General features: G+C 73.6%; 22 protein-coding genes and 1 pseudogene. 9 read left to right on the top strand and 14 right to left on the bottom strand.

The genetic code is table 11. The annotated features are described in order from the left end of the window. The first annotated feature begins 138 nt into the window (after positions 1–138). The 4 genes and pseudogenes from VT52_RS01950 to VT52_RS01935 all read left to right on the top strand — a co-directional run bounded on the left by VT52_RS01950 (position 139) and on the right by VT52_RS01935 (position 2,006). Positions 139–429 (top strand): hypothetical protein, encoded by a 291-nt coding sequence (locus VT52_RS01950; protein ID WP_046416878.1) that lies wholly within the window; start codon positions 139–141, stop codon positions 427–429. Positions 430–535: 106 nt separating this feature from the next. Next, positions 536–748 (top strand): helix-turn-helix domain-containing protein, encoded by a 213-nt coding sequence (locus tag VT52_RS01945; RefSeq protein ID WP_046416876.1) that lies wholly within the window; start codon positions 536–538, stop codon positions 746–748. 88 nt (positions 749–836) lie between these two features. Beyond that, positions 837–986, top strand: a pseudogene (locus VT52_RS39645) (hypothetical protein); the annotation flags it as partial. A 201-nt stretch (positions 987–1,187) separates the two neighbouring features. After that, the gene (locus tag VT52_RS01935) at positions 1,188–2,006 is read left to right on the top strand and encodes a restriction endonuclease (RefSeq protein WP_206306417.1); all 819 of its coding nucleotides are present in this window, start codon (positions 1,188–1,190) and stop codon (positions 2,004–2,006) included. A gap of 36 nt (positions 2,007–2,042) precedes the next feature. Here VT52_RS01935 and VT52_RS01930 read toward each other — a convergent pair whose 3' ends face one another. The 3 genes from VT52_RS01930 to VT52_RS01920 form a co-directional block, all read right to left on the bottom strand. Beyond that, entirely contained in the window at positions 2,043–4,445 is a 2,403-nt protein-coding gene (locus VT52_RS01930) for a prolyl oligopeptidase family serine peptidase (RefSeq protein WP_079174784.1), read from the bottom strand. After that, positions 4,421–6,202, bottom strand: a complete 1,782-nt coding sequence (locus VT52_RS01925; protein ID WP_046416875.1) for an N-acetylglutaminylglutamine amidotransferase — start codon at positions 6,200–6,202, stop codon at positions 4,421–4,423. Before VT52_RS01925 ends, VT52_RS01930 begins: the two co-directional genes overlap by 25 nt. 257 nt (positions 6,203–6,459) lie before the next feature. After that, positions 6,460–7,611, bottom strand: a complete 1,152-nt coding sequence (locus VT52_RS01920; protein ID WP_046416873.1) for a carboxylate-amine ligase — start codon at positions 7,609–7,611, stop codon at positions 6,460–6,462. 442 nt (positions 7,612–8,053) lie between these two features. On the opposite strand from VT52_RS01920, the gene VT52_RS01915 reads away from it, so the two are divergent. Beyond that, positions 8,054–8,713, top strand: a complete 660-nt coding sequence (locus VT52_RS01915; protein WP_046416872.1) for a DUF4230 domain-containing protein — start codon at positions 8,054–8,056, stop codon at positions 8,711–8,713. A 304-nt stretch (positions 8,714–9,017) separates the two neighbouring features. Beyond that, entirely contained in the window at positions 9,018–9,470 is a 453-nt protein-coding gene (locus VT52_RS01910; protein WP_046416934.1) for a VanZ family protein, read from the top strand. A 204-nt stretch (positions 9,471–9,674) separates the two neighbouring features. On the opposite strand, the gene VT52_RS01905 is transcribed toward VT52_RS01910, so the two are convergent. The 9 genes from VT52_RS01905 to VT52_RS01875 all read right to left on the bottom strand — a co-directional run bounded on the left by VT52_RS01905 (position 9,675) and on the right by VT52_RS01875 (position 16,403). Then, positions 9,675–11,195, bottom strand: a complete 1,521-nt coding sequence (locus VT52_RS01905) for a catalase (protein ID WP_046416871.1) — start codon at positions 11,193–11,195, stop codon at positions 9,675–9,677. Positions 11,196–11,512: 317 nt separating this feature from the next. Then, on the bottom strand, positions 11,513–12,982 hold the full coding sequence (locus VT52_RS01900) for an MFS transporter (RefSeq protein ID WP_046416870.1): 1,470 nt from the start codon (positions 12,980–12,982) through the stop codon (positions 11,513–11,515). 220 nt (positions 12,983–13,202) lie between these two features. Next, positions 13,203–13,514, bottom strand: coding sequence for an HPP family protein (locus tag VT52_RS38395; protein ID WP_053055406.1), 312 nt, complete (start codon positions 13,512–13,514; stop codon positions 13,203–13,205). A 17-nt stretch (positions 13,515–13,531) separates the two neighbouring features. Next, a complete protein-coding gene (locus VT52_RS38390; RefSeq protein ID WP_206306416.1) occupies positions 13,532–13,759 on the bottom strand; it encodes a hypothetical protein in 228 nt (75 codons plus the stop codon). Positions 13,760–13,942: 183 nt separating this feature from the next. Next, on the bottom strand, positions 13,943–14,383 hold the full coding sequence (locus tag VT52_RS01890) for a PRC-barrel domain-containing protein (RefSeq protein ID WP_046416867.1): 441 nt from the start codon (positions 14,381–14,383) through the stop codon (positions 13,943–13,945). Between the two features lie 3 nt (positions 14,384–14,386). Next, complete coding sequence (locus VT52_RS01885; protein ID WP_046416865.1) at positions 14,387–14,956, bottom strand: PRC-barrel domain-containing protein; 570 nt, start codon at positions 14,954–14,956, stop codon at positions 14,387–14,389. Beyond that, entirely contained in the window at positions 14,953–15,099 is a 147-nt protein-coding gene (locus tag VT52_RS37750; RefSeq protein ID WP_167377647.1) for a hypothetical protein, read from the bottom strand. Before VT52_RS37750 ends, VT52_RS01885 begins: the two co-directional genes overlap by 4 nt. 176 nt (positions 15,100–15,275) lie before the next feature. Further along, the gene (locus VT52_RS01880) at positions 15,276–15,812 is read right to left on the bottom strand and encodes a hypothetical protein (RefSeq protein WP_046416863.1); all 537 of its coding nucleotides are present in this window, start codon (positions 15,810–15,812) and stop codon (positions 15,276–15,278) included. Positions 15,813–15,926: 114 nt separating this feature from the next. Beyond that, a complete protein-coding gene (locus tag VT52_RS01875; protein ID WP_046416861.1) occupies positions 15,927–16,403 on the bottom strand; it encodes a DinB family protein in 477 nt (158 codons plus the stop codon). Positions 16,404–16,515: 112 nt separating this feature from the next. On the opposite strand from VT52_RS01875, the gene VT52_RS01870 reads away from it, so the two are divergent. Continuing rightward, positions 16,516–17,739 carry a metallophosphoesterase gene (locus tag VT52_RS01870; protein WP_046416859.1) on the top strand — a complete coding sequence of 408 codons (1,224 nt, stop codon included), beginning with the start codon at positions 16,516–16,518 and terminating at the stop codon, positions 17,737–17,739. A gap of 108 nt (positions 17,740–17,847) precedes the next feature. Here VT52_RS01870 and VT52_RS01865 read toward each other — a convergent pair whose 3' ends face one another. Next, positions 17,848–21,069, bottom strand: coding sequence for a bifunctional cytochrome P450/NADPH--P450 reductase (locus tag VT52_RS01865; protein WP_046416858.1), 3,222 nt, complete (start codon positions 21,067–21,069; stop codon positions 17,848–17,850). Positions 21,070–21,272: 203 nt separating this feature from the next. Here VT52_RS01865 and VT52_RS01860 point away from each other — a divergent pair, with 203 nt between their 5' ends. Both VT52_RS01860 and VT52_RS01855 read left to right on the top strand, forming a co-directional pair. After that, complete coding sequence (locus VT52_RS01860; protein ID WP_079174782.1) at positions 21,273–21,959, top strand: PAS domain-containing protein; 687 nt, start codon at positions 21,273–21,275, stop codon at positions 21,957–21,959. Positions 21,960–22,031: 72 nt separating this feature from the next. Next, the gene (locus VT52_RS01855) at positions 22,032–24,347 is read left to right on the top strand and encodes an ATP-binding protein (protein ID WP_046416857.1); all 2,316 of its coding nucleotides are present in this window, start codon (positions 22,032–22,034) and stop codon (positions 24,345–24,347) included. Here the strand turns inward: VT52_RS01855 and VT52_RS01850 are convergent. After that, entirely contained in the window at positions 24,302–24,739 is a 438-nt protein-coding gene (locus tag VT52_RS01850) for a response regulator (protein WP_046416856.1), read from the bottom strand. The genes VT52_RS01855 and VT52_RS01850 overlap by 46 nt on opposite strands. Positions 24,740–24,767: the final 28 nt, after the last annotated feature.

Below are 24,767 nucleotides of genomic sequence, written 5' to 3'. Positions count from 1 at the left end.
CGACGGGGCGTGTCCGACGTCACCGGTTCGGGCCGTCGGCCGGTTCCGGCCGTGGGAAGCGGACTTGTGCGGGTATCCGAGGCCGGTGACCGGGACGCGGCGCCGCCGGCGTCCCGTCGGCGAGAGGAGAGACGGCGCATGGCGACCGACGCGCACTCCGCGAGGATCACGGGGAGGGTCCAGGGGCGGGACATCACCCTGGAAGGGGGCTTGTCGAAGGACGAGATCAGGAGCCGGGTGTGGTGGTGGCGGACGTCCCGCTCCGGGGCCGCCGGGGAACGGGGCGGCCGTGCCCACGAGTACGACGACTCCCACGCGGACGTGATCGCCACCCTGGGCGGCTACTACCGGGTCTGCGGCGATCCGCGTACGCACGAGGCCGAGGAACTGGTGGAGTTGGTGTACTGGGAGCTCAACCCGGCCGACTGACCCCGCCGACCGACCTGCCCGGTCACCGCCGGACGGCTCGGACGCATGGCCCGCGGCGGCGCGGGCAACCGGTGATCACGTCTCGACCAGCGAGAAGGAGATCACCGTGAGCAAGGGACAGTGGATCACAGGCGGCGCCCGCGAGGAACTGGCCGGGGAATTCGCCGGGGAGTACCGGGACGGGCGGTCGATCCGCGCCATAGCCGAGGCGCACGGCCGGTCGTACGGCTTCGTGCACCGCCTGCTCGGTGAGGCGGGCGTGCCGCTGCGGGCCCGGGGCGGCGACGTGCGCACGGGCGCCGGACGGGCGGCACGTTGACGTGCGGGAAGCCGCGGGAGCGGGGCATGTGGCGACACGGCCGGGGCAGACGGGATGGCGGGGGACGTCGTTCCCCCTTCCGGCCGTCATGTCAGGGAGGACTTCGCCGTGTTGCTGCCCGCCGAGAAGGAAGTGCGCGCGCTGCCGGCCCCGGTTCGCCGAGGCCCGCTTCCGCCATGACCTCCAGCCCACCGGCCGTTCGAGCCGTGAGCTGGAGGACACCTCCTGCACGCTGTGCGTGATGACCGGCACCCGGACGGTGGAGGAAGCACTCGCCGCGGCGGACGCGCTCCTGGAACAGCTCCGGGCGAACCGCCGTGCGGCCGCCGGGGCCACCCGGGTACTGGCCGCCTGAAAGAGCCCGGGAATCGCGGAGTTGCCGGCGATCTCGGGCATCCGTACGTCCTGGGTCCCCGTTCCCTGCCCGAAAGAGAGCCAGATGACCATACCGGTGCGCCCGCTGCGGCCTGTGCGCCGAGACCGGCGGTTCGATCTGCGGAAGACCACCTGGTTCTTCGTACTGCTCGCGATCGCCGTCTGCCTCCTGGCGACCGTGGTGCGCCTCGCGGCGGGCGTCGTCGAGCGTCGTCCGCTGTGGGCCGCCGTCCTGGCCGTGCTCGCCGTCGCCGGGGTGCTGCTCTGGCAGCCGGGACGGGGGAGGCTGTCCGCCAGGAGGTGTGCCCGGCGGGCCGCCCGCGCGTTGGAGGCGGGGGCCGAGGCGGCGTCGGACAGCCTGCAGCTCACGGCGGTGGGCCAGGCCGCCGTGCCGGACGCCGGACACGCCGAGGACCGCCTCCCCGCGCAGGTGCCGTCGGCCACGGTCGCCGCGTCCGGCGGCGGCGAGGAGCCCACGATCCTCCTCGACTCCCATGACCCCTACACCGAGTTGGACCCCGACGGATTCGAGCAGGCCATCGCCGAGTTGTGCGTCCGGGAGGGCTGCGGCGAGGTGGAGGTGGTGGGGGGCGCCGGCGATCTGGGGGCGGACGTCGTGGCGGTCACGGCGGAGGGACTGCGCGTGGTCATCCAGTGCAAGCAGTACGGCGACACCAACAAGGTGGGCTCGCAGGACATGCAGCGCTTCGGCGGCACCTGTTTCACCATCCACGAGGCCGACGTCGCGGCGCTCGTCACCACCAGCGAGTTCACCACGCCCGCGCTCGACTACGCGCGGCAGTGCGGCATCGTCTGCGTGGACCGGGACGGCCTGGAGGCGTGGCGCGAGGGGACGGGCCCGAGCCCCTGGGACCCGCGTTAGCCGGGCGGGAGTCACGGCCGGACGGGCTCCGACAGGTCAGCCGCTCAGGTGCCGTTGCAGCCAGTCCGCGGCGGCACGGCGGAACAGCCGGCGGTTGTCGGCGCGGAGGAAATCGTGCCCCTCCTCGCGCAGGGTGAGGAGCTCGGCGGGCACACCGCGCTCGCGGGCCGCCCGTACGAACTGCTCCGACTCCCCCGGCGGCACATTGGTGTCGTGCTCCCCGTGCACCGCGAACACCGGTGCCCGCAGCGCGTCGATGCGGGTCATCGGCGACAGTTCCCGCAGCAGTTCGCGGTCGTGCTCGGGATGGCCGTACTTGTGGGCCGCCGACTGGGCGATCCAGGGTTCGGTGCCCTCGAAGAACGTCGCGAGGTCCGACATCCCGCACACCGCGACGCCGGTGCGGAAGAGGTCCGGATGCCAGACCAGGGAGGCGAAGGTGAGGTAGCCGCCGTACGAACGGCCCATCACCGCGATCCGGGACGGGTCGGCCGGACCGGCCAGTACGGCGTGGGCGGTGCAGTCCGCCACGTCGTCGAGGGCGGCGAACCGGCCCCGCCCCAGGTCCGCGTCGACGAACGACCGGCCGTAGCCGGAGGAGCCGCGCACGTCGGGCGCGAAGATGTCCAGTCCCCGGCCGAGGATCTCGTGGTACAGCGGGTCGAGGACGGGGCGTTCCTGGTCCTCGGGACCGCCGTGCAGATGGATGACGCAGGGCGCCGGTTCGCCGGGCGCGCGCCCCGGCGCGCGGTAGTACCAGCCGTTCAGCGGCAGCCCGTCCCGGGCGGTGGGACGCAGCGGGACCGGTCGGACCGGCGGGCGGCCAGGGGGGACGGCGTCCTCGTCCCGGGAGGACCACGGGGTGCGGACGGGGGTCGCCCCGTCGGGCAGCCACCAGATGCCGGGGCGACGACGGGACCCCGAAAGGGCCAGCGCGAGGCGGGAGCCGGCGTCCGCGACGCGGGTGACGACCTCGTGGGGCAGGGAGACGTGCCGGGACAGGGAGACGTGCCGGGACGACGGACCGGTCCCCCCTTCCGGGCGGGCGTCCGCGTCCGTGCCCGATCCCGTGCCCGTGCCCGCGTCCGTGCCCGTGCCCGTGCCCGTGCCCGCGTCCAGGATCTCCACGTCGCTCATGCCCCGGACGTTCCAGGCGAGCACGGCGGTGGCGCCGTCGCGGGTGTACCGCAGCAGTTCCAGGTCGCTGCCCTCGCGTGCGGCGACCGTCGACCAGCCGAGCGGCCGGCCGTCCGGGTCGAGTTCGGCGGCGAGCAGGACCGCGAACTCCCGGTGGGCGTTGCTGCGCAGCCTGAGGGTGTCCGCTCGGGGGGAGAAGCTGCCGATCCAGGGGTCCCCGTCGGCCACCGGCATCACACAGGTCGTCACATGGTCGGCGGTGCGCAGCACGACCGCCTCGCGCCGGCCGCGCGGTCCCCGGCGCAGCAGCGCGAGCGTGCCGTCGCGGCTGAGGTCGCACACGCGCAGCGTCGCCGCGTCCTTCACGGCGGCGATCAGGACGGGGGCGGTGAGTGCGTCGGGGTCGACGAGGTACGCCGAGAGTCCGTCGCCGAAGCCGGTGGCCGGGAGGGTCCCGCCCGGAGGGCCGATCTGCGTCGTCCGCACCGTGACGGCGGGTGACGGCAGGGCCGGGCCGAGGTCCGTGTGGGGGGCCGGGCCGAGAAGTTCCGTCTCGCCCGCGCGGCCCTGCCAGTGGTCCGGCAGCCGCCCGTCGGAGAGGCCGAGGCCGGTGCCGGGGCCGGAGGGGCCCTCGCCGGCCGTGGCGTCCGAACCGGCGGACGAGGGCGCGGCGGGCGGGCCGGTGGGGACCGCGACGGTGACCGTGACCGCCGAACCGTCGTGCGCCCAGCAGCCCAGGTGGGCGGAGCTGCCCGGTTCGGCGCCGGCCAGGATCTGCCGGTCGCTGCCGTCGGGGCGGACGCACAGCACCCGGGTGTGCTCACCGCCGCCGGGCGCCGTGGTGTAGGCGATCCAGCGGCCGTCGGGCGACCAGGACACCTCCCGTACCGGGTCCGGGCCGTCGTCCAGGAGCCGTACCGGCTCGCCGTCGGCGGGGCCCGTCCAAAGCTGCGGTACGCCGCCCCGGTCGCAGATGAAGGCGAGTCGGGTGCCGGCCGGATCGGCCGAGGGGTACCAGCAGCCGTGCGCGATGAGCCGCGTCACCACGTCGCGGGGCCCGGAGGCGTCCGGCAGCGGGATGCGGGCGGGCGCGGCGAAGGCGGCGGTCAGGCCGTCGGAGGCCGCCGGGGGCGGGTCGGCGGTCCCGTCCGCGATCCCGTCCGTGCGCACGGCCGGGCTCAAGGTGGAGGGCCGTCCGGCACCGGCCGTGCCGGCGTCGGGCGGGCCGTCCGCGGCGGGCTCCGCGACCGGATTCCGGGCGGCCGTGTTCCCGGCGGTCAGATTCCGTGCGTCTGCAGCCATATCTCCAGCAAAGCCACCTGCCAGAGCGCGTTGGCTCCGCGCCTGGTGCGGTGTCGGTCGGGGGCCGCGAGGAGCGCGGCGACGTAGGAGTCCTGGAAGACGCCGCGCCGCTTCGCCTCGGGGGCGTTCAGCGCATCGCGCACCTTTTCCAGCACGGGTCCGGCCATGTGGGTGATGGCCGGGACGGGGAAGTAGCCCTTGGGACGGTCGACCACCTCGGGCGGCAGGAGTTTGCGGCCGGCCTCCTTCAGGACGCCCTTGCCGCCGTCGGCCAGCTTCAGCTCCGGCGGGCACGCGGCCGCGAGTTCCACCAGCTCGTGATCGAGGAACGGCACGCGGGCCTCCAGGCCCCAGTCCATGGTCATGTTGTCGACCCGCTTGACCGGGTCGTCCGCCAGCATGACGTGGGTGTCCAGGCGCAGGGCGGCGTCGAGCGCCGTCTCGGCCCCGGGCACGGCCATGTGCTCCCGCACGAACCGGCCGGAGACGTCTTCCCCGGGCAGCACGTCCGGGCGCAGGATGGCGGCGAGGTCCCCGTGCGGCCGGTCGAAGTAGGTCTCGGCGTACCTCTCCGGCTCCTGCTCGCGGGTGGCGTCGGCCAGGCGCGGGTACCAGTGGTAGCCGGCGAAGACCTCGTCGGCGCCCTGTCCGCTCTGGACGACCTTCACGTTCCGTGAGACCTGCTCGGACAGCAGATGGAAGGCGACCACGTCGTGGCTCATCATGGGCTCGCTCATGGCCGCGACCGCCCCGTCCAGGGCCGCCGGCACACTCCGCGAGGGGACCAGCAGCTGATGGTGATCGGTGGCGAACTCCCGGGCCACCAGGTCGGAGTACCAGAACTCGTCCCCTTCGTCACCGGCCTCCGCCTCGAACCCCACGCTGAACGTCGCCAGGTCCCGCTGCCCCTCCTCGGCCAGCATGGCCACGATCAGACTGGAGTCCAGTCCCCCGGACAGCAGGACCCCGACCGGGACGTCGGCGACCATGCGCCGCTGCACGGCGGTGCGCAGCGCGTCCAGCACCGCGTCCCGCCACTCGGCCGCGTTCATGCCGGTGTGCTCGGGGCGGCGCGTGTACGACGGCTGCCAGTAGCGGTGGTCCCGGTGGGTGCCGTCCGGCTCGACGACCCGCACGGTGGCCGGGGGAAGCTTGCGCACCCCCGCCAGCACGGTGCGGGGCGCGGCCACGGTCGCGTGCCAGCTGAGGTACTGGTGCAGGGCGGCCGGGTCCAGCGAGGTGTCGACGTCACCGGCCGCGAGCAGCGCGGGCAGCGAGGAGGCGAAGCGCAGCCGCCCGGGGGCCCGTGCCAGGTAGAGGGGCTTGATGCCGAGCCGGTCGCGGATCAGGACCAGCCGGCCGGTCCGGTGTTCGACGAGGGCGATCGCGAACATGCCGTGGAAGCGGTCGACACAGGAGGTGCCCCACTGCCGGTACGCCGCGAGCACGACCTCGGTGTCCGAGGTGGAGCGGAACCGGTGGCCGAGGGCGACCAGCTCCGCCCGCAGCTCCCGGTAGTTGTAGATGCAACCGTTGAAGACGCCGGTGACCTCTCCCGAGGTGTCCGTCAGGGGCTGGGCGCCGCGCTCCGAGAGGTCGATGATCTTCAGACGGCGGTGGCCAAGGGCCACGGCGTCCCGCGTCCAGATCCCCTGCCCGTCGGGGCCGCGGGAGGCGAGCCGGTCGCTCATCCGCTCGACGGCCGCCAGGTCGGGCCGCGTGCCGTCGAAGCGCATCTCCCCGCTCAGGCCGCACATCCGCGACCACCTCCCCGGTGCGCGTACGGGTCGCCCGGGGTGCACGGCGGGTGCGGCGGGTGCGGTGAGTGCGGCGGCGAGGTGCGCGGGAGGCCGCGCACCGGCATGTGGCCGGGACTGGTCGACACGGGGATGCCTCTCCTTCGCGACGAGGGGATGTCCGGGTGCTGGCGACGTTCCGCGGGTGCCCTCCGATGTCCTCCCTGTGCGCTTCGGTGGTCGGCGCCCGTGTGCGGGGCCGCCTGGACGGCCGCCGGCTAAGCGGCGGCCTGCCCCGGGGAGGCGACGCGGCGGGCGGGGGCGGTGCGCCGCGGGCGCGGGCGCTCCTCGCCCCGGGTCTCCGCGATCGCCAGATCGGTGCAGGCCAGCAGATCGTCGTGGTGGGCCGTGCGGCGGATGCGGTGGGCGGCGCTGCCGTCCGCGAGTGCGCGCTCGGCGAGGCCGCGGACCGTGGCCCAGTCCCCGGCGGCCTCCAGCGCCGGGCGCACCCGTCCCAGCAGTCCCCGGACGACCTGGTCCGCGGGTGCCTCGCGCCGGGTGGCGGGGTCGAGCAGGGCGCCCTCCAGGCCGGACCGCGCGGCCCGCCAGGCGGCGGCGCGCAGCCACTCGTGCCGGCCCGGACAGGCGGGCGGGTCCGCCGCCTCCAGCCGGGTACGGGCGTCGGTGACCAGGGCGCGGAAGAGGCCGGCGATCAGCACGACCGTCTCCGCGCGCGGGCAGGCGTCGCAGATGCGCAGTTCGAGGGTCTGCTGATGGGCGGAGGGCCGGATGTCGTAGTAGATCATCCCCACGTCGCTGATGACGCCGGAACGGACCAGGCCCCGCACCACCGCGTCGTACTCCGCGGCATCGGCGAAGCAGCCGGGCGGCCCCGCGGTGGGCCAGCGCTGCCAGACCATGGTCCGCCAGCTGGCGTATCCGGTGTCGGCGCTCGCCCAGAAGGGGGAGCTGGCGGACAGGGCCAGCAGCGTGTGCAGCCACGGGGACACCTCGCACATGACGCGTACGGCCAGGTCCCGGTCGGGGACGTCGACGTGGACGTGGGTCCCGCAGATCAGCTGCTCGTCGGCGATCATGCGGTAGTCGTCGACCATACGGCGGTACCGGCGCCCGGGGGTGGGACGGGTGTCGGCGGCGCGGGCCAGCGGCACGGTACCGGCGGCCACGACGGCCAGTCCGTGTGCGCTCGCCGCGGCATCGAGCCGGCGTCTGGCGCTGGTCACATCGTCGTACAGGTCGGCAAGAGACTCATGCACACCACTGTTCGTCTCCACGGCCGCCTGCTGCAACTCGGTCGTGAAGGCGTATCCGGGGAGACCCTCCAGCACGGCAGCGGCCCGAGGGGCGAGCCGGCCCGTCTCCACTTCGACGATGTGGAACTCCTCTTCCACTCCGATACGAACGGTCACGCGCACTCCTAGGTGACGGCCGAACGCCGACAACCGCGCCCGGAAACCGCCCCGCCCCACGGTCCCCCGGAGGCGAGTCGTGCCCCCCGACTTCCCACGAGGCCCATTGCTAAGCGTCGCCCCCGCCGCCGCGTGCCGCCGCGGTGCCGCCGGCACGGGCGCCCGCACGTCCCGCCCGGACGCCCGCACGTCCCGCCCGGACGCTCGTCCTGCCCGCTCGGGCCCCGGGCCGGGGACCCGGGCCTCACGTGGACTCGCCGGCCACCCTGGTCAGGTAGGTGCCGTCTGCTCGGCCTCGGCCTCGGCCTTGTGCCGCAGGACCCACTTCGCGCCGTCCGGTTCCGCCTTTTCGAGCAGGCCGGCCAACGGGACCTTTCGCCAACTCGCGTGTCTGCCGCGAGCTTTGAGGGGCATCCGGACTGCAGGAAGGAGGGGTGCCGGAATGTCGACCGACCTCAAGCGCCCGCCCAGACGCATGCCCGGCTGGGCGAAGGTGGTGGCCGCCTTCGCGCTGGTGCTCGCGCTGCTGTTCGCCGGGATCAGGCTGGCCGTGCTCCCGGGTGTCAAGGACCTGCTCGGCACGCGGTCGCACGACCGCTCGGGTCCCGCTCTCCTCAAGTCCATCAACGACATGAGCCGTTACGACGCGGCCTCGGGCGACTTCCAGGTGGTCGTGGACCTGGAGAAGGACGCCAAGTACCTGCCCTCCGCCATTCGCGGCACCCGCACGCTGTACGTGGGCGCCGGCACCGTGGAGGCGTACGTGGACCTCGGCAAGGTCGGCGACAAGGACGTGACGGTGAACAAGGACCGTACGTCGGCCACGTTGCGGCTCCCGCACGCGCGGCTGGGTGAGCCGGCCCTGGACGCCGACCACTCCTACGCCGTCTCCAAGCAGCGCGGACTGCTCGACCGCCTGGGCGACCTGTTCTCGGACAACCCCGACAGTGAGCACGCCGTGCAGAAGCTCGCCGTGTCCCACATCGGGGAGGCGGCGAAGGGCAGCGGACTGACCGAGCGGGCCGAGACCAACACCACGGACATGCTGGAGGGTCTGCTGCACTCCCTCGGCTTCGAGGACGTACACGTCTCCTACGGGTGACCACTTTCCATTTCAGGGTCGTAGACGACTGGAGGACCGAATGGCCCGCACCGCACTGTTCCCGCGCACAGCCTCTCCCGGCCGTGCGCCACGGACGAGTCGCCTTGCCTGGTTCGGCCGCCGGGGCCGGGACGCGACGGGGTCGCGGGACCGCGCCGCGAAGGCCGGGACGGACGGCGACCGCCTCGCGAAGACGCGGACTCGACGGGGTGGCGGCGTCTTCCGGCGTGTGCGGGCGGGCGGCGCCCGTGAGGCCACCGGGGCGGAGCGCGCCGAAGAGGCGACGCCGGTCCGCCGTCGGCACGTGCTTCCGCTGCCCGTCCGGATGCTGGCGATGCTGTGCGCCTTCGTCCTCATGGTCGCCTTCGCCGTCGTACTGGCCAAGATCACCCTGGAGCCGTCCCCCGCTTCGGTCTCCCTGGTGCACAGCAATCTGCACCCCGGCCGCTCCATCAAGGCCTACCTGGACCAGCCCCAAATGCGCGACACCGTCAAGCAGATCGGCGGCAACATCCTGCTGGGCGTGCCGTTCGGGGTGCTGGTGCCGGTGCTCGCGCCGGGGGCCAGGGGCATCTGGCGGGTGCTGCTGCTGACCGCGACCGTGATGCTGCTGGTGGAGATGGCCCAGGGCGCCCTGGTGACCGGGCGGGCCTTCGACGTGGACGACGTCATCCTCAACACGTCGGGCGCGTTGATCGGATATCTGCTGGTGGGCCGCAAGCTGGGGCGGGTGCACGCTCGGCGGAAGAGCGCCTGACCTGCCCGGAGCCCGTCGCCTGCCGTGCCGTGCGGCGGGAAGGCGCGCGAGCACCGGCGTGGAGCGCGCTCCGGTGCGGCACCGGGAGCAGCCCGGCGACGGCGAACCGCCGCGGGCCCACCGCGGTGCTCCAGGCGCGACCGCGGCGGGCCCCGGCTCCCGCAGGAGGAACCGGACCGGCTGAACCGAGCCCCCCATGACCCTCTATGCCTTGTGCTGCATGGCGCTCCGCGCCGGGTTGCCCTGTTCGGCGGCCTTGGGGTCCTTCTCGTCCGCCTTGGCCCGGACGCCGTCGGCGATGCGCTTGCCGACGGTCTCGTCGATGCTGGACCAGTAGGCGAAGGCCCGTTCGAGGACGGGCTCGGTCACCCCGTTGAGGAGGTGTCCGACCACGTTGTCGACCAGACGGTCCCGGGCGGCGTCGTCCATGACCTCCCGCACCAGGGTTCCGGGCTGCCCCCAGTCGTCGTCCTCGGGGTGGGAGACGTAGGCCGCGCGAGTGATCTCGCCGTCGGCCGTCCAGCTGGGCGGGGACCCGTAACGCTCGGTGTCCGCCGCGGGGCCGCCCTTGGAGTTCGGGGCGTAGACGGGGTCGGTCGTGTTCCGGTACGCCATCGCCCCGTCCTTGGAGTAGCTGTGGACGTCGACGACGGGCGCGTTCACCGGCAGTTGCTGGTAGTTGGCGCCGATGCGGTGGCGGTGGGCGTCCGCGTAGGAGAACAGCCGGGCCAGCAGCATACGGTCCGGGCTCGGTCCGATACCGGGGACGAAGTTGTTGGGCTGGAACGCGGCCTGCTCGATCTGGGCGTGGTTGTCCGTGGGGTTGCGGTCGAGCGTCATACGGCCGACACGGATCAGCGGGTAGTCGGCGTGCGGCCACACCTTGGTGAGGTCGAACGGGTTGAACCGGTAGCCTGCCGCTTCGTCGTACGGCATCACCTGCACGTACAGGGTCCAGCTCGGGTGGTCACCGTCCCGGATGTGCTCGAAGAGGTCCCGCGTGTGGTAGTCCGTGTCGGCCGCGGCCATCTGGTCGGCCTCGTGCTGGGTGAAGAACTCGATCCCCTGGTCGGTCTTGAAGTGGTACTTCACCCAGAACCGCTCGCCGGCGGCGTTGATCCACATGTAGGTGTGGGAGGTGTACCCGTTCATGTGCCGCCATGTCCGCGGGATGCCCCGGTCCCCCATCAGCCAGGTCACCTGGTGGGCCGACTCCGGGGAGAGCGTCCAGAAGTCCCACTGCATGTCGTGGTCGCGCAGGTTGTTGTCCGCGCGGCGCTTCTGGGACCGGATGAAGTGCTGGAACTTCATCGGGTCCTTCACGAAGAACACCGGCGTGTTGTTGCCGACCATGTCGTAGTTGCCCTCGCTGGTGTAGAACTTCACCGCGAAGCCGCGCGGGTCACGCCAGGTGTCCGGGCTGCCGCGCTCACCGGCGACGGTCGAGAAGCGGATGACCAGGTCGGTGCGGGTGCCGGGCTGGAACAGGGCGGCCTTCGTGTACGCGCTGACGTCGTCCGTCACCTCGAAGTGGCCGAAGGCGCCGCTCCCCTTGGCGTGCGGCTGCCGCTCGGGAATCCGCTCCCGGTTGAACTGTGCCATCTGCTCGATCAGATAGGCGTCCTGCAACAGGACCGGTCCTCCGGGGCCCACGGTGAGCGAGTGTTCGTCACTCTCCACCGGTGCGCCGGAATCACTCGTGGTGGCGGGTCGGATCTCCGTCATGGGTCTGCCTTTCGTGATGCGACACCGATGTCGTCGCGGCTGCTCGGACTGGACCTCCCGCCTCCCCCGCGCCACGCGGACACGGGGGAGGCGGAGGAGTTCATTCCGGCACCCTGTTCCCACCGGCCGCGTGTCCCGGAGAGGGCGTGATAAACACGTGTGTCCCGGTAAGTCGGCCATCGGGGTGCGAGCGGGCCGAGAGGAAGCGGTCGCCACGGCGAGCGAACGGCGCGCCCGGCCGGCGCGCGGACGGCCGCGCCTGTGCCGTGGTCGACGCCGGGATCTCCCCGGCGAGCCGCCCCGGAGCGGCGGAGCCGTCATGTCCGTCCGGGTGAGCGGGCGACGGCGTCGGAGGCCGCGGCGGTGGCCACATCGCGGGGATAGGTGCGCAGGGCCAGGACACCCAGCAGTCCCGCGGCGGTGAGCGGGGCCAGGAAGATCAGGAAGGTCCATCTCAGGCCGTGGCTGGAGAACAGGGCGGCCGACGTGTAGCCGAACAGCAGTGGCGCCGACAGCTCTCCCAGGGTGCGCACCGCGGTCCGCGCCGACTCGGACGTTCCCCACAGACCGGACGGGACGACGTCCAGGCGCGCGGCGTCGAGGGGCGGGTTGGTGGCCGTCACCGTGACGGCGCCCAGGAGCAGGAGAGGGGCGGCCACCAGGGGCGAGGTGGCGAGGATCGCCGGTGCGAGTGCCAACGGGGAGACGAGCAGCGACACCACGGGGACGATGACGCGGCCGTTCGGGTGACCGGCTCGGGTCAGCCGGTCGGCCGCGTGACCGCCGAGGTACAGCCCGGCGATGCCGCCCACTCCGACGACCATGGCCAGCGCGGTGGCCACCGACCGGCTGACGTCGTACTGCTGGGTCGCGAAGAGCACGCCGAAGGTGCGTACGCCGGCGAAGAAGAAGTAACCCAGCGACGACGCCGTGATCATGATCAGGACGGTGGGGATCCGCAGGACGTACAGGAACGCCCGTGGCACGGGCATACGGCGTGGATCCTCCCGCAGAACCGCGTCGCGGCGGGGAGCGATTCCCCTCTCGAGAGCCGCCCGTCCGGCCTCGTCGGGGGTGGCGTGCCCGTCGGTCGCGGAGGACGGTTCGCCCGTCCTGCCGTCCGCCTCCTCGTCCGTGACGTGCCGGCCGCCCCGCTGAGGCTCCCGGGTGTGCCACACGTACCACGCCAGCAGGAGCGCGGGGGCGGCGGGCCACGCGATCGACACCCGCCACGACGCGACGGAGGTGAGCGCGGTTGTCACGACGAGACCGACGCCTGTGCCCACGAACTCGCCCATCAGGACATAGGCGTAGAGCTGGGCCCGTCGGGAGACGGGGAAGAAGTCGCCGACGAGGGAGGCGATCGTCGGCCCGGTCGTCGCCGTCACCGCTCCGAGCGCGGCCCGGGTCACGACGAGCCAGACGAAGGAGGGCGCGGCCGCGGACAGCCCGGTCGCGACGGCCCACAGCAGAATGCTGCCGCCGAGGAGGCGGACGCGTACGACCCGGTCGGTCAGCACTCCGACGGGCAGCGTGCAGACCGCGCCGGACAGGGAGGTGACCGAGGCGAGCAGACCGAGGCTGGTGTGGCCGATCCCGAAGGCGTGTTCCAGGCTGCGCGCGTTGACCGCCAAGGTGCCCTTGTCGGCTCCGTCCAGGCTGACCACGGCCGCGAGCAGTGTGATGGGTGCCAGGTACCTCGTGCCTCCGACCCGGTTCCCGGCCCAGGCGGTCAGCCGGCCGGCGACGGACCGTCCGGTGCGGCCGGACCGTCGTCCGTGCGGCATGACGTCACCGTTCCTCGTCGCGGCGGGCGGTGTCGGATCCCTTCGCGTGCCTTCGCGTACCTTCGCGGCCCATCGCGGCCCATCGCGCGTTCGATGTCCCGCCGGGTCTGTCCGATCACGATTCTGCGCCGCGCGGCACCGTCCGGCAGATCGACCCGCCCGCCCGCGGGCCCGGGGGTGCCCCCTCGGACGAACGCCGCGGCGCTGCCTGTCCTCGCGTTCAGCCCTCGCTGTCGACCCCGGAGGGGCCGTGGAGGGTCTTGGCCAGAACAGGGGCGAGGACCAGGACGAGGGCCAGGTCGGTCAGCATGCCGTACAGCGGTGGACCGGGACGGGTGATTCCGGAGGTGATCAGCAGTGCGGTGGCGGCGGCCGGCGGATGATGCGCGTCGACCAGATGGAGGAAGAAGACGGTCAGCCCCACCGCCAGGGCCTGGGCGACGCTCTGCCGGGCGGTGTCGCCGTGCCGGCTCACGACCGACGGGTGATCCCACAGTCCGAAGGCCGCCAGGCAGGCGAGGCCGCTCGCCACCGCCGACGCATGGCCCGTCAGGCGTTGCGCAGACGGGCGCTGATGTGGTCGGAGTGGAGGAGCAGGTACGCCGTCGGGCCCAGGGTCGTGGTCAGCGTCACCCAGCCGATGAGCGGGCCGGTCGCGCCGACACCGCACAGCGGCACGGCGGACCGGAGGAACGGGCGGCAGCCCGCGGCGCACCTGCCGCGCATCCCGCCGCCCCGGCCGGTCCGTGGTGCCTCGGGCGCTCCGCGCCAGGTCACGCGGGCGCGCCCGGTGCGGCGACCGGTGCGTACGTGGTGCCGGCCGTCACAGCGGCGTTCCTTCGGGCATGACGTCCAGGCATTTCCCGCCCGGGGACGCGCCGATCCACACGTGCCCCGAACCGCTTCCGGACAGCAACCGGCGCCGTCATGGCTTCGCGTCGGCCACGGGCATCCCTCCCGTCACGGCCGGGCCGTGACGACGACCGCGTAGCCGCCGACCCCGAGGAGTTCGCCGCCGGGAATCCGCTGCTCGGTGGTCAGCAGGTGGACGACGCGGCCGGATCGTGCGTCGAATTCCACGTCGACGACGGTGCCCTTGCAAAGACCCGTCTCGGTCAGCACCGGCTTTCCCAGGGGGTCGTGCGCCGCGTGCGCGGGATCCCCGGGACCGATGTCCTTCTCGTCCCTGATCCGGCCCGCCTCTTCGACGGCGACGGCGTCCGGGCCGAACGACCGGACGTCCTTCCAGTCGAGGGTGTGGTGTCCGCGGCCCCGGGTCCTCAGCCGCAGCCCGGCGACACGGGCGGGCGTCGGCGTGACGGTGCACGCGGAGACCGTCCCGATCGTCTCCGCTGTCGTGAGGTCCATGACCGCCGTGCCCTGGGCGCTGCTGAACAACATCGCTCACCCCTCCTTCGGAGCACGGCGAAGGCTGCCGCGCAGGTTCTCGGCGGCCTCCTCGAACGTTCCCAGGTCAGCCGCTTCGTACCGTGCGGTCTCGTCCGGGACGAGCACCCTCTCGTCGGAGACGGTGACGGGACCGGCCACCGGCAGCAGCACGCGGCGCTGCTCGGCCGTGGAGATCTCGTAACCCGCCACCACCGGCGCCCGGCCCATCGCGACGACCGCGTCCGTGATGTCGCCCAGGCGCCGGCCGCCGCAGGTCGTCAGCGCGACACCCAGCACATCGCCCCCGGTCCGGTCGCCGTCGCCCGGCCGGGCGGCCGTGTCGTCCTCCTCCAGCGCGCTGTCCGCGCGCACCATGACGGCGTCCGGCCCCAGACCGTGCACGTTGTCCCACAGCAGCGCACGGTGGAGCGGGCCCGCGAGGAGCCCGCGCCCGGCCAGGGTGAAGCATCGGATACTGCCCGTCGAGGAGTCGAACACCAGGTCCTTCACCTGACCGATGGCCTCCCCAGCCAGAGTGACCACGGGTTTCTTGATGATCTCACTGGCCCGCATGTACACGGTCACGAGTGCCGTCCTCCTCCGGCCCGCGGCCCGGGGCCCTGGGCGATGACTCCGCCGGAGCGGCGCCGTGCCTGGACGGAGAGGAGGCAGACGGCCAGGGCCGCGGCCGCCGCGAGAGCGATGACGAGCCAGATCCACCATTCCATCTCCGCACCCCTTCTTGCCGTTGTTCCCTCCATGTACCCCCGGGCCGGGTATGCATCCCGGGCGCCTCGCCGTACCCTTCGCCCCGCTGGCTGGGCGCCCCGGGGGCCGCCCACCAGGGCGCCGGATCCGCCTCGGGCCCCGGCGGTCGCCCGCGGCGCCGTCACCGGGGCGGTGCTCAGGAGGCGGCGCCGCCGACGACCGCGGCCAGTTCGTCGGCCGACTCGGTGGTCAGGCGGTAGAAGCCCTGGAGGCTGACCGCGCGTTCGAGACGGCCGTCGACCACGTACTTCAGACCGCGGGTCCGGCCCCGGCGGTTACGCCAGGTCAGCCTCTCCAGCAGTACGCCGGGGACCGGTACGTCGAAACGTACGGGTGTGGCGTCCACGTGCACCGGCATGGCACCGCAGCCGCCGGCGCCGAGCATCGACCAGTCGCCGTGCCCGGGAAGCGCCTGCCCCTCCCCCGTTCCGGGCCCCGTGCCGCAGCACTCGCGCCGCCCCATGTCGATCACCCGCATCCGGCTCACCACGAACACCTCACGCCGGTTGACGTGCAGCGCGTACACATCGTCCCCGCCGCGCGCGCCCGTCCACGCGGGCAGGGAGGAGTGAACACCGCTGAAGGCGACCGGCGGGCGCTCGCCCACACGGCCCGCTCTGCGCAGGTCGCGGCACGTGTCATGGGTCCACAGGACGGTGAAGGCATCAGACATGCGGTGATCCTACGAACGGGCACTGACAGTCTTCCGCCGAGGACCGCGCTCCTGCCGCCGTTCGCGCGTCCGAGGTCCCCGACGGCCCGCGGCCGGGCGGCACCTGCCGACGGGTCAGATCCATGGCGGCAGCACCGGCAGGCCGTCGGGCGCGTCGAGGCGGGCGCCGTCGTCGCGGCCGCTGAGCCAGGCGAGCAGTTCCGTCCGCGCTCCGCGGACCACGGGCCCGCCGCCGCCGAACCGGGCGAACTCCACGCCCTCGGCGTCGGTCAGGGTGCAGGCGGGCATCTTCTCGGCCTCGGCGTGAGAACCGACGGCATCGTCCAGGACGATGCCGACCGCGGCCGCCGGGATGTCGGCGACCTCGTGACCGACGTCCAGGTCGACCAGGTGCAGGACGGGTTCGCGCAGCCGGATGACGAGGATGCGGCGCGGGGTGCAGGTCCCTGGGCGCTGGGCGCGGGTCCAGCCGGGCAGCCGGGACGGGGCGGCTACGGCTGCGTCGCTCAGCGTGGCGGCCGCGGTGAGTAACCGCTCGGCGGCACGGCCGAGTTCGCGGAAGACCGCGGGAGTGGGATCGATCTCCTTCAACGGGCCCCTCCCAGGGGGCGTACCGGCGTGGTGACCCGGACAACGCCGTTCAGGTGGCCCGAGGGGGACCGGATACAGTGCGCGGGACGCAGCCTGGCCAGGGAGGGGAAGCGTGACCGACACCAGCGACATCCGGCCCGCCGAGAGTGCGGCGGTGCAGCAGCCGCCGCGGCGGCTGCTGCACCGCCTGATGCGCCGCATACCCCTGATCGCCCCCGTGCTGTTGTGGGCCGTGCCCTGCTGGGTGCTCCTGTACACCGGCCAGCACTGGCCACCGCCCGTCGCGCCGGCCGGCACCGCCCTGTTCGTCCTCGGCCTCGTCGGGATGCCGCTCGCGATGACGCACGGCCACGGCCGGCGCCGGCGGGACCGGGCCGCGATCGTCGGTGACACCCTGCTGGGCACCAGCTGGGTCCTGTTCGCCTGGTCCGTTCTGCTGGGCGTCGTGCTGCGGCTCGCCCTGACCGTCGCCGGCGTCGGTGAGAGCGAGGACCGGGCCCGAATCGTCACCTGGGCCGTCCTAGGCGTGAGCGCCGTACTGCTCGGCTGGGGATACGCCGAGGCCCGCCGTGTGCCACGGGTGCGCCGGCTCGACGTGCGACTCCCGCGGCTGGGCACCGGGTTGGACGGCCTCCGCGTCGCCCTCATCACCGATACCCACTACGGCCCCCTCGACCGCGCCCGCTGGTCGGCACGGGTGTGCGAGACCGTGAACACCCTGGAAGCCGACCTGGTCTGCCACACCGGCGACATCGCGGACGGTACGGCCGAACGCCGCCGCGCCCAGGCCGCACCGCTCGGTACCGTGCGGGCCACCCGGGCCCGGGTGTACGTCACCGGCAACCACGAGTACTACAGCGAGGCCCAGGGCTGGGTCGACCTGATGGACGAGCTGGGCTGGGAGCCGCTGCGCAACCGCCACCTGCTGCTCGAACGCGGCGGCGACACCCTCGTGGTCGCCGGCGTGGACGACGTCACCGCCGAGTCCTCCGGTCTGGCGGGCCACCGCGCCCATCTCGCCGGAGCGTTGGACGGCGCCGACCCCGACCTGCCCGTCCTGCTCCTGGCGCACCAGCCGAAGTTCGTCGACCGGGCGGCAGCCGCCGGCATCGACCTCCAGCTCTCCGGCCACACTCACGGCGGCCAGATCTGGCCCTTCCACCACCTGGTCCGCATCGACCAGCCGGCCCTCGCCGGCCTCAGCCGCCACGGCGCCCGCACCCTCCTCTACACCAGCCGCGGCACCGGTTTCTGGGGCCCGCCGTTCCGTGTCTTCGCGCCCAGCGAGATCACCCTGCTCGTGTTGCGCTCCCCGCACCCGCCCACCTCGCCGTAGCACCAGGCGGACGGCGCCCGCCCTCGGCCCCCCGTCGGCACACGCCGGGCGTGCGGTCTCCTGCCGCGTGCCGCGCCCGGACACGCCGTCGGCCCGCCGCGGCACGGCTCAGCCGGCCGCGTAGACGTCCTGGACGTAGCGTCCGCCGGCGATCAGCGAGTCGAGCCACGCGGCGGCGTCGGCGGCGTCGGCACCGGGCGTGCGTTCCGTGTAGATGGCGCGGAAGGCGTCGCACACGCCCGGGGCCATCCGGCTGCCGTCACCGCAGACGTAGACCTTGGCCCCGGCGCCGAGCAGCTGCCACACCTCGTCGGCCTCGGCCGCGATGCGGTGCTGGACGAACATCCGGCCGTCGACGGGCGCCTCGCTGAAGGCCGGACGCATCCGCACCACGCCGGCGAGTTCGGCGGAGCGCAGCTCCTCGCCGTGCAGGTAGTCGGCGTCGGGGGCATCGCAGCCGAAGTAGCAGAGCGCCGGGGCGAGTTCGCCGCCCTGCGCCGCGTGGGCGAGCCGGTCGGCGATGGCGCCCCGGAAGGGGGCGAGACCGGTGCCGGCCGCGATCATGATCACCGGGGTCGCGGCGTCGGGGTCGATCCGGAAGGCCTCCCGGCACGGCTGGATCCGGGCGTACACGGTGTCTCCGGGGCGCACGGCGTTCAGGTATCCCGAACCGGTGCCGCGGAAGGTGCCGCGACCCGAGCGCGCGGGGGCCTGGAGGAGGGACACCATCAGGTCGACGTGGTGCGGGTCGCCGGCGGGCGAGGAGGACACCGAGTAGTGGCGCGGGCGGACCGGCGGCAGCAGGTCCAACAGCACCGGCCAGGTCAGGGACTCGCCGAGGGCGGGGTGATCCTCGATGACGTCGAGGAGGCCGCGGTGGTCGGCGGCGAGGGCCTCGGCGTCGTCGGCCAGGGCCCGCAGGGCCTTACGCTCGGGCGGGCAGGGGTTGAGCTCGGCCAGGACGGTCAGCTGGGCGGCGGTCGGGCGGTCCTGCAGTTCGACGTACCGGGTGAGCAGTTCGCGCACGGTGACCGGGCGGTCGACGGCGATGCCGTCGCGGCGCGGGCGGCGCGCGGCGATGTTGAGGACGGTGTCCGGGTTCACCCGCAGGACACGGACGGCACGTTCGACGAGGGCCGGGGCGTTGGCCGGGAGCACGGTGAAGTGGTCCGCGGTGCGATAGGTCGCCCCCTGGGGCAGGGCCAGGCGCACGAAGCGCTTGGCGCGCGGGTGGCCGGGCCGGGTGAGGCTGCCGGTCTCGGTGACGGTCATGGCCGTCATGCCGTGCCGCGTGGCGAGCGCGTCCAGAGCGTCCCCGGTGACCTCGGTGACGGTGTACCCCGGTGCCTCGGAGGCCGCCTCGGCAGCGGCACCGACGGTGGCCGGGTCGCCGTACTCTTCGAGGAGAGCGGTGCGCAGGGTGCCGGTGAACGTCCTGACCGCGCCGGCCAGGTCACCGGCGGCGTCGCCTTCGGCGCGCTCGGTCAGCCGGGTGCCGCCGAGGGCTGCGAGCCGGTCGTCGACGAGGGTGGGGACGCGCTGGTAGGTGGCCGACCAGTTGCGGTCGCCGACGCCGAGGACGGCGTAGGTGACGCCGTCGGCGGCACCGGGTCCGGCGCTCTCCAGCCACTGGACGAAGGCGGCCGCGTCGTCGGTGGGCTGCCCGTTGTACGAGGCGGCGACGATGACGACGGGCCGGTCGGTGGGCAGGGCGCCGGCGTGGGCGTCGAGCGGGGCCACGACGGTGTCGCAGCCGATCTCGGCGGCGGTGTCGGCCAGTTGGTTCGAGAAGTCGCGGCAGGTGCCGTAGTTGGAGCCGTGCAGCAGCAGGAGTCCGGTGCCCTGCCGGACCCGGGTGGGCAGACCGCCGCTGTCCGCCGGCGTCTCGTCGGCGGACGCGGCGGAGAACGCGGGCAGGGCCGCGCGGGCGGCGTCGCGGTCGGCCGCGGTGCGCGGGGCGAGGGTAAGGGTGAAGCCCTCGGGCTTGATGGTGAGGGCCTGCTTGAGGTTCAGGCTGTAGTCGGCGTGGTCGAGCAGCCGGTAGCGGTGGACCAGCAGGGCGAGCAGCAGGGTGGCCTCGTGCAGGGCGAACTGCCGTCCGATGCAGGCGCGTTCGCCGGTGCCGAACGGCTTGAAGGCGTGCGGGGAGCGGGCCGCCTCCGCTTCGGGGGTGAAGCGGGCGGGGTCGAACAGTTCGGGGTTGTCGCCCCAGGCCGGGTCCCGGTGCAGCATGGGCGTCACCACGGCCGCCCACTGCCCTGCCCGCATCGGGATGCCGCCCAGGTGGGTGTCGTGGCGCGCCCGTCGCGCGAACTGGGGAGCCGGCGGGAACATGCGGAGCGTCTCGTTGAGCACCTGGCGGGTGTACCGCAGGCGGCCGATGTCCTCGAAGGCCGGCTCGGGGTCCTTCTCGTCGCCCCACAGTCCGTCCACCTCACGCTGCACCATGCGCAGCACGGCCGGGTGCTTGACCAGGTTGTACAGCGCGAAGGACATCGTGCCGGAGGTGGTCTCGTGGCCGGCGATCAGGAAGGTGATGACCTGGTCGCGGATGTTCTCCAGGTCGAGGGTGGTGCCGTCGCAGGGGTGGGTGGCGTTCAGCATGAGGCCCAGGAGGTCTTCGTCCTCGGGGGCCGCCGCGCCCGGAGCGGTGCGCGCCGCGATCACGTCGTCCACGACGGAGGCCAGGAAGTCCGCGTCGGCGCGGAACGCCTCGTCGGCCTCCGTGTGGTCGGCGCCCGGTTCGCGGCTGAGCTTGGTCATCGACCAGCGCAGGGCGCGCACCAGGGCCTCGACGAAGGGGTGCGGCTCAGCGCGGTCGAAGGACTCGAAGTCGAATCCGAAGCCGGCCAGTCCGATGGTGTCCAGGGTCATCCGGGTCATGTCGTCGGACACGTCGACCGGCGTACCGGCAGCGGACCGGGCGTCCCAGGATGCGATCAGCCGCCGTGCCGCCTTCAGCATCACCGGGTGGTAGGCACGCATCGAGCCGAGCGCGAAGGCGGGCATCAGGATGTCGTGCGCCTTGGCCCAGTTGGGTTCGTCGTCGTACGCGGTGAACAGGCCGTCATGGGTGAACTCGCGCACGTTCTCCAGCGCGGGCCCGATAGCCTTCCCGAACCGTCGCTCGTCGGAGAGTTCGGTGACCAGTTCCAGGCTGCTGACGAGGAGGGTGTCCTGACCGTGCAGGCGCTGGACGAGGACGGGACCGTGCCGCCGGACCAGGTCCATGGTCCTCAGGATCGGTGTGCCGGTCGGAGCGTCCGAGACGTCGACGACCGGAGTTCCGTCGTGGCTGTCGGGCTGCGGCGCGAGCAGGGTCGCGGACATGGAGCGAACCGCCTTCCGTACATCGGGAGATACCGGAACGGCCCACGAGAGGCGATCCCATCGGTCACCTCCACAGTGACCCCCGGAGCGGGACGGACCCCGGCCCGATGCTAAACATTTGTGTAGTACGACGTGCCGTGTCAGGCTTGCAATGCGGGCCAGGGTGCGCAGTGCCCCGACGGCGTACGACGGAGGAGCGTCGCATGGACCTCCGGGCGAGCGGGCCGCCGAGCGATTCGCCGGCCGCGGAAGCCTGGCGACGGCAGGCGATCACCTGGCGTAATCGCCTCCTTCTCCTGCTCGACCATCTGCCCTTGCCGGTCGCGCTCTGCGACGCCGATGGCGTCATCTTCCTGGCGAATCCGGCGATGGCCGCGGAGTGGGGGATGCTGTCGGGGCAGTTGGTGGGCCGTAACGCCCTGGACTTCTTCCACCCCCGCGCCGGCACCCGGCTCCGGCCGATCTCGGAGGCCGTACGACTGCGCCGCCGGGCCCGGTACCCCGTCGAGGTGACCTGGTTCGCCTCCGGTGGTGTCGAGCGGTACGGCGAGATGGACATCGACCCGGTCAGTGACACCCCGGACGCGCCGCCGGCGCTGATGCTGCTGCTGAGGGTCGGGGGCGAACGGGTCGCATCACCCACCGTGGAGGGGGCGGAACGGACGCGGGTGAGCGAGGTCGAAGCGCGGATCCTCGCGCTGACGGCGGCCGGCGACACGACCGCGCGGATCGCCAAGGCGGTCGGCCTGACCGTGGACGGGATCAACTACCACCTGACGCGGCTGTCCCGGCGTTGGGGCGTACGCGGGAAGACCGCGCTGGTCGCCCGCGCCTATGCGCTGGGGGTCCTCGACCCCGCGGCCTGGCCTCCGGCCCCGGCCGGGCCCTGAGGATCAGGCCCGGCACCCGGCCGGCCGCCCTCTGGGACACTGGACCTCACTTACGGAGAGGAACCACCGCGCGTGGACGAGGACTGGTTGTCACCGAAGGCCCGGCTCGCCGAGGCCTCCGTGCCGGGCGGGTTCGACCTGTCGGTCTGTGTGCGCGAGCGGATCCACCTGCTCGGCGGAGTCCAGTCCTACGGGACGTTGCTGGCCGTCGACCCGGACACCGGGCTCGTCGACACGGCCGCCGAGAACGCCGCCGCGCTGCTGGGTGTGCCCGCCCGGGACCTGGTGGGCGGCCCGGTCACCCGTGTGCTCGCCGCGGCCGACTGGCAGGCGGCACTGGAGACGGCGGGCACGGACGGCGCGTCCGCCGTCGGCTTCCCCGTCCCCGCGGGGCCGGACGGTCACCGCTCGCTCTTCGACGTCTCCGTGCACCGTCGCGACACCCTGGTCCTGGTGGAGTTCGAGCCGCACGACCCGGAGCGGGCGGCGCGCTCGGGCGGCTTCTACGAACGGGCCCGGCGCGCCCTGAACCGGCTGCGCTCCGCCACCACCGTGGCGGACTGCTGCCAGGCGGCCGTCGCCGAGGTGCGCGCCCTGACCGGCTTCGAACGCGTCGTCGCCTACCGCTTCGACGGGTTCGACGGCCCCGGCGAGGTGCTCGCCGAGTCCGTGGCGGACGGCTGGGAGCCCTGGCTCGGCCTGTGGTTCCCCGCCACCGACATCCCCCCGCAGGCCCGCCGCCTGTACGAGGAGAACTGGATCCGCGCCATCGCCGACGTGGACGACGCCACGGCGCGCCTGGTCCCGCCGGTGCGCGAGGCGACGGACACCCCGCTGGACCTCTCCGGTGCCGCGCTGCGCACCGTCTCGGAGTTCCACCTGGAGTACCTGCGCAACATCGGCGTGCGCTCCTCCATGTCCGTGTCGCTGCTCAAGGACGGGCGGCTGTGGGGCCTGATCGCCTGCCACGGCGCCGCTCCCGCCCCGGTCGCGCCGGCCGTGCGCTCGGCCTGCGAACTGTTCGGCGCCGCGTTCTCCATGCAACTGGCCGCCATCGAGGAACGCGAACGCGCCGACGCCCTGGAGCGGGCCGGCCGGGACGCCGCCGGGCTCGCCGCGCTGCTGGACGTCGACGTCGACGCCTCCTTGCTGCGGCACGAGGGTCTGGTCCGGCGCCTGGTGGACGCCGACGGGGTGCTGCTGGTGCGCGGCGACCGGGTGTCGGCGGCGGGTCTGCCCGTGCCGCCGGGGCTGATCCGTGCGCTCGCCGGGCGCGCGGCCGCCTCGTCGGCGGGCGTCTGGTCCACGGACCGGATGCCGGAGCTGCTCTCGGAGGAGGGCGCCGATCGCGCGGCGGCCGGCCGGGTGGCCGGGGTACTGCTGGTACCGCTCGGCGACGAGGGGGACTTCCTGGCCTGGGTCCGCGCGGAACGCGCCCTGCCCCGGGAGTGGGCGGCGGACCCGTCCCGGCCGGTGATGGTCGGCCCGCGGGGCGAACGGCTCACGCCGAGAGGCTCCGGCGCGGTCTTCCGGTCCGTCGTACGCGGCCGCAGCCGTCCCTGGGGCCGGCGGACCGAGGCGGCCGCGGCCGAGATGCGCCGGCTCCTGACCGCACTGGTGCTCCGGCACGCGGAGGAACTGGGCGCGCTCAACGCCGAACTGCGCCTGACCAACCTGGACCTCGACTCCTTCGCCCACGTCACGGCGCACGACCTCAAGGAACCGCTGCGGGGCATCGCCAACGCCGCCACGTTCACGCTGGAGGACGCGGGCGACCGGCTCGACGCCACCAGCGTGCGCCGGCTGCGGACCATGCGCCGGCTCGCCGCCCGCATGGACGACCTGCTCAACTCCCTCCTCCACTATGCCCGGATGGGCCGGGGCGGCCTGCGGCGCGCGGAGGTCCCGCTGGACGAGGTGGTCGACTCGGCACTGGAGGTGGCCGGACCCCGGCTGGCCGAGGAGAACGTACGGGTGCTGCGCCCCCGGTGCCTGCCCGCGGTCGACGCCGACCCGGACCGGGTCTACGAGATCCTGGTGAACCTCCTGGTAAACGCGGCCAAATACGCCTCCGACCGGCCGGACCGCACCGTGCAGATCGCCGTGGAGCGGCACACGCCCCCGGGGGCGTCGGAAGCGGTGGCGGCCGTCGTGGTCCGGGACAACGGGATCGGCATCCCGGCCGACCGCCAGCAGGAGGTGTTCGACCTCTTCCGGCGCCTGCACGGCCCCGGTGAGCGCGGCGGCGGCACCGGTGTGGGCCTCGCCGTCGTCCAGCGCATCGTGGACCGGCACGGCGGCCGCCTGTGGCTCACCAGCGCCCCGGGCGAGGGCACCGCCTTCTACTTCACGCTCGGCGGGACCGACCCCTCGCCGGAGGGCGGCTGACGCCTGGTCTGCTGCCAGTAGTCGACGGCGCCCTTCAGGACGGTCCGGAACAGCTCGAAGTTGAGCGGCTTGTAGATGTAGCTGTCCGCGCCGGCCGCGTAGCAGGCGTCGACCTCGGCGGGCGCCGTGGACGAGGTGAACACCACGACGGCCACCTCCGCCAGCTCGGGCCGGGACCGGATCGTCTGCAGCAGGCTGTGCCCGCCGAGGCCGGGCATGTTGAGGTCCAGGAGGATGATGCCGGGCACCTCGTCGGCGGCCAGCAGCCGGTCCACCAGGCCCTTTCCGTCCGCGACGATCTCCAGGCGCAGGAGGGGATGGGTCCGGGAGAGCGCCCGCTCGATCGCCTCCGCGTCCTCCTCGGAGTCCTCGACAACCAGCAGCCGGCCCATGTCGAGCCGCCTTCCGGGCACGTGGTCC

Source organism: Streptomyces malaysiense, from assembly GCF_000980885.2.
GTDB classification, from domain to species: domain Bacteria; phylum Actinomycetota; class Actinomycetes; order Streptomycetales; family Streptomycetaceae; genus Streptomyces; species Streptomyces malaysiense.
This window is presented reverse-complemented; position numbering and strand designations above follow the sequence as displayed.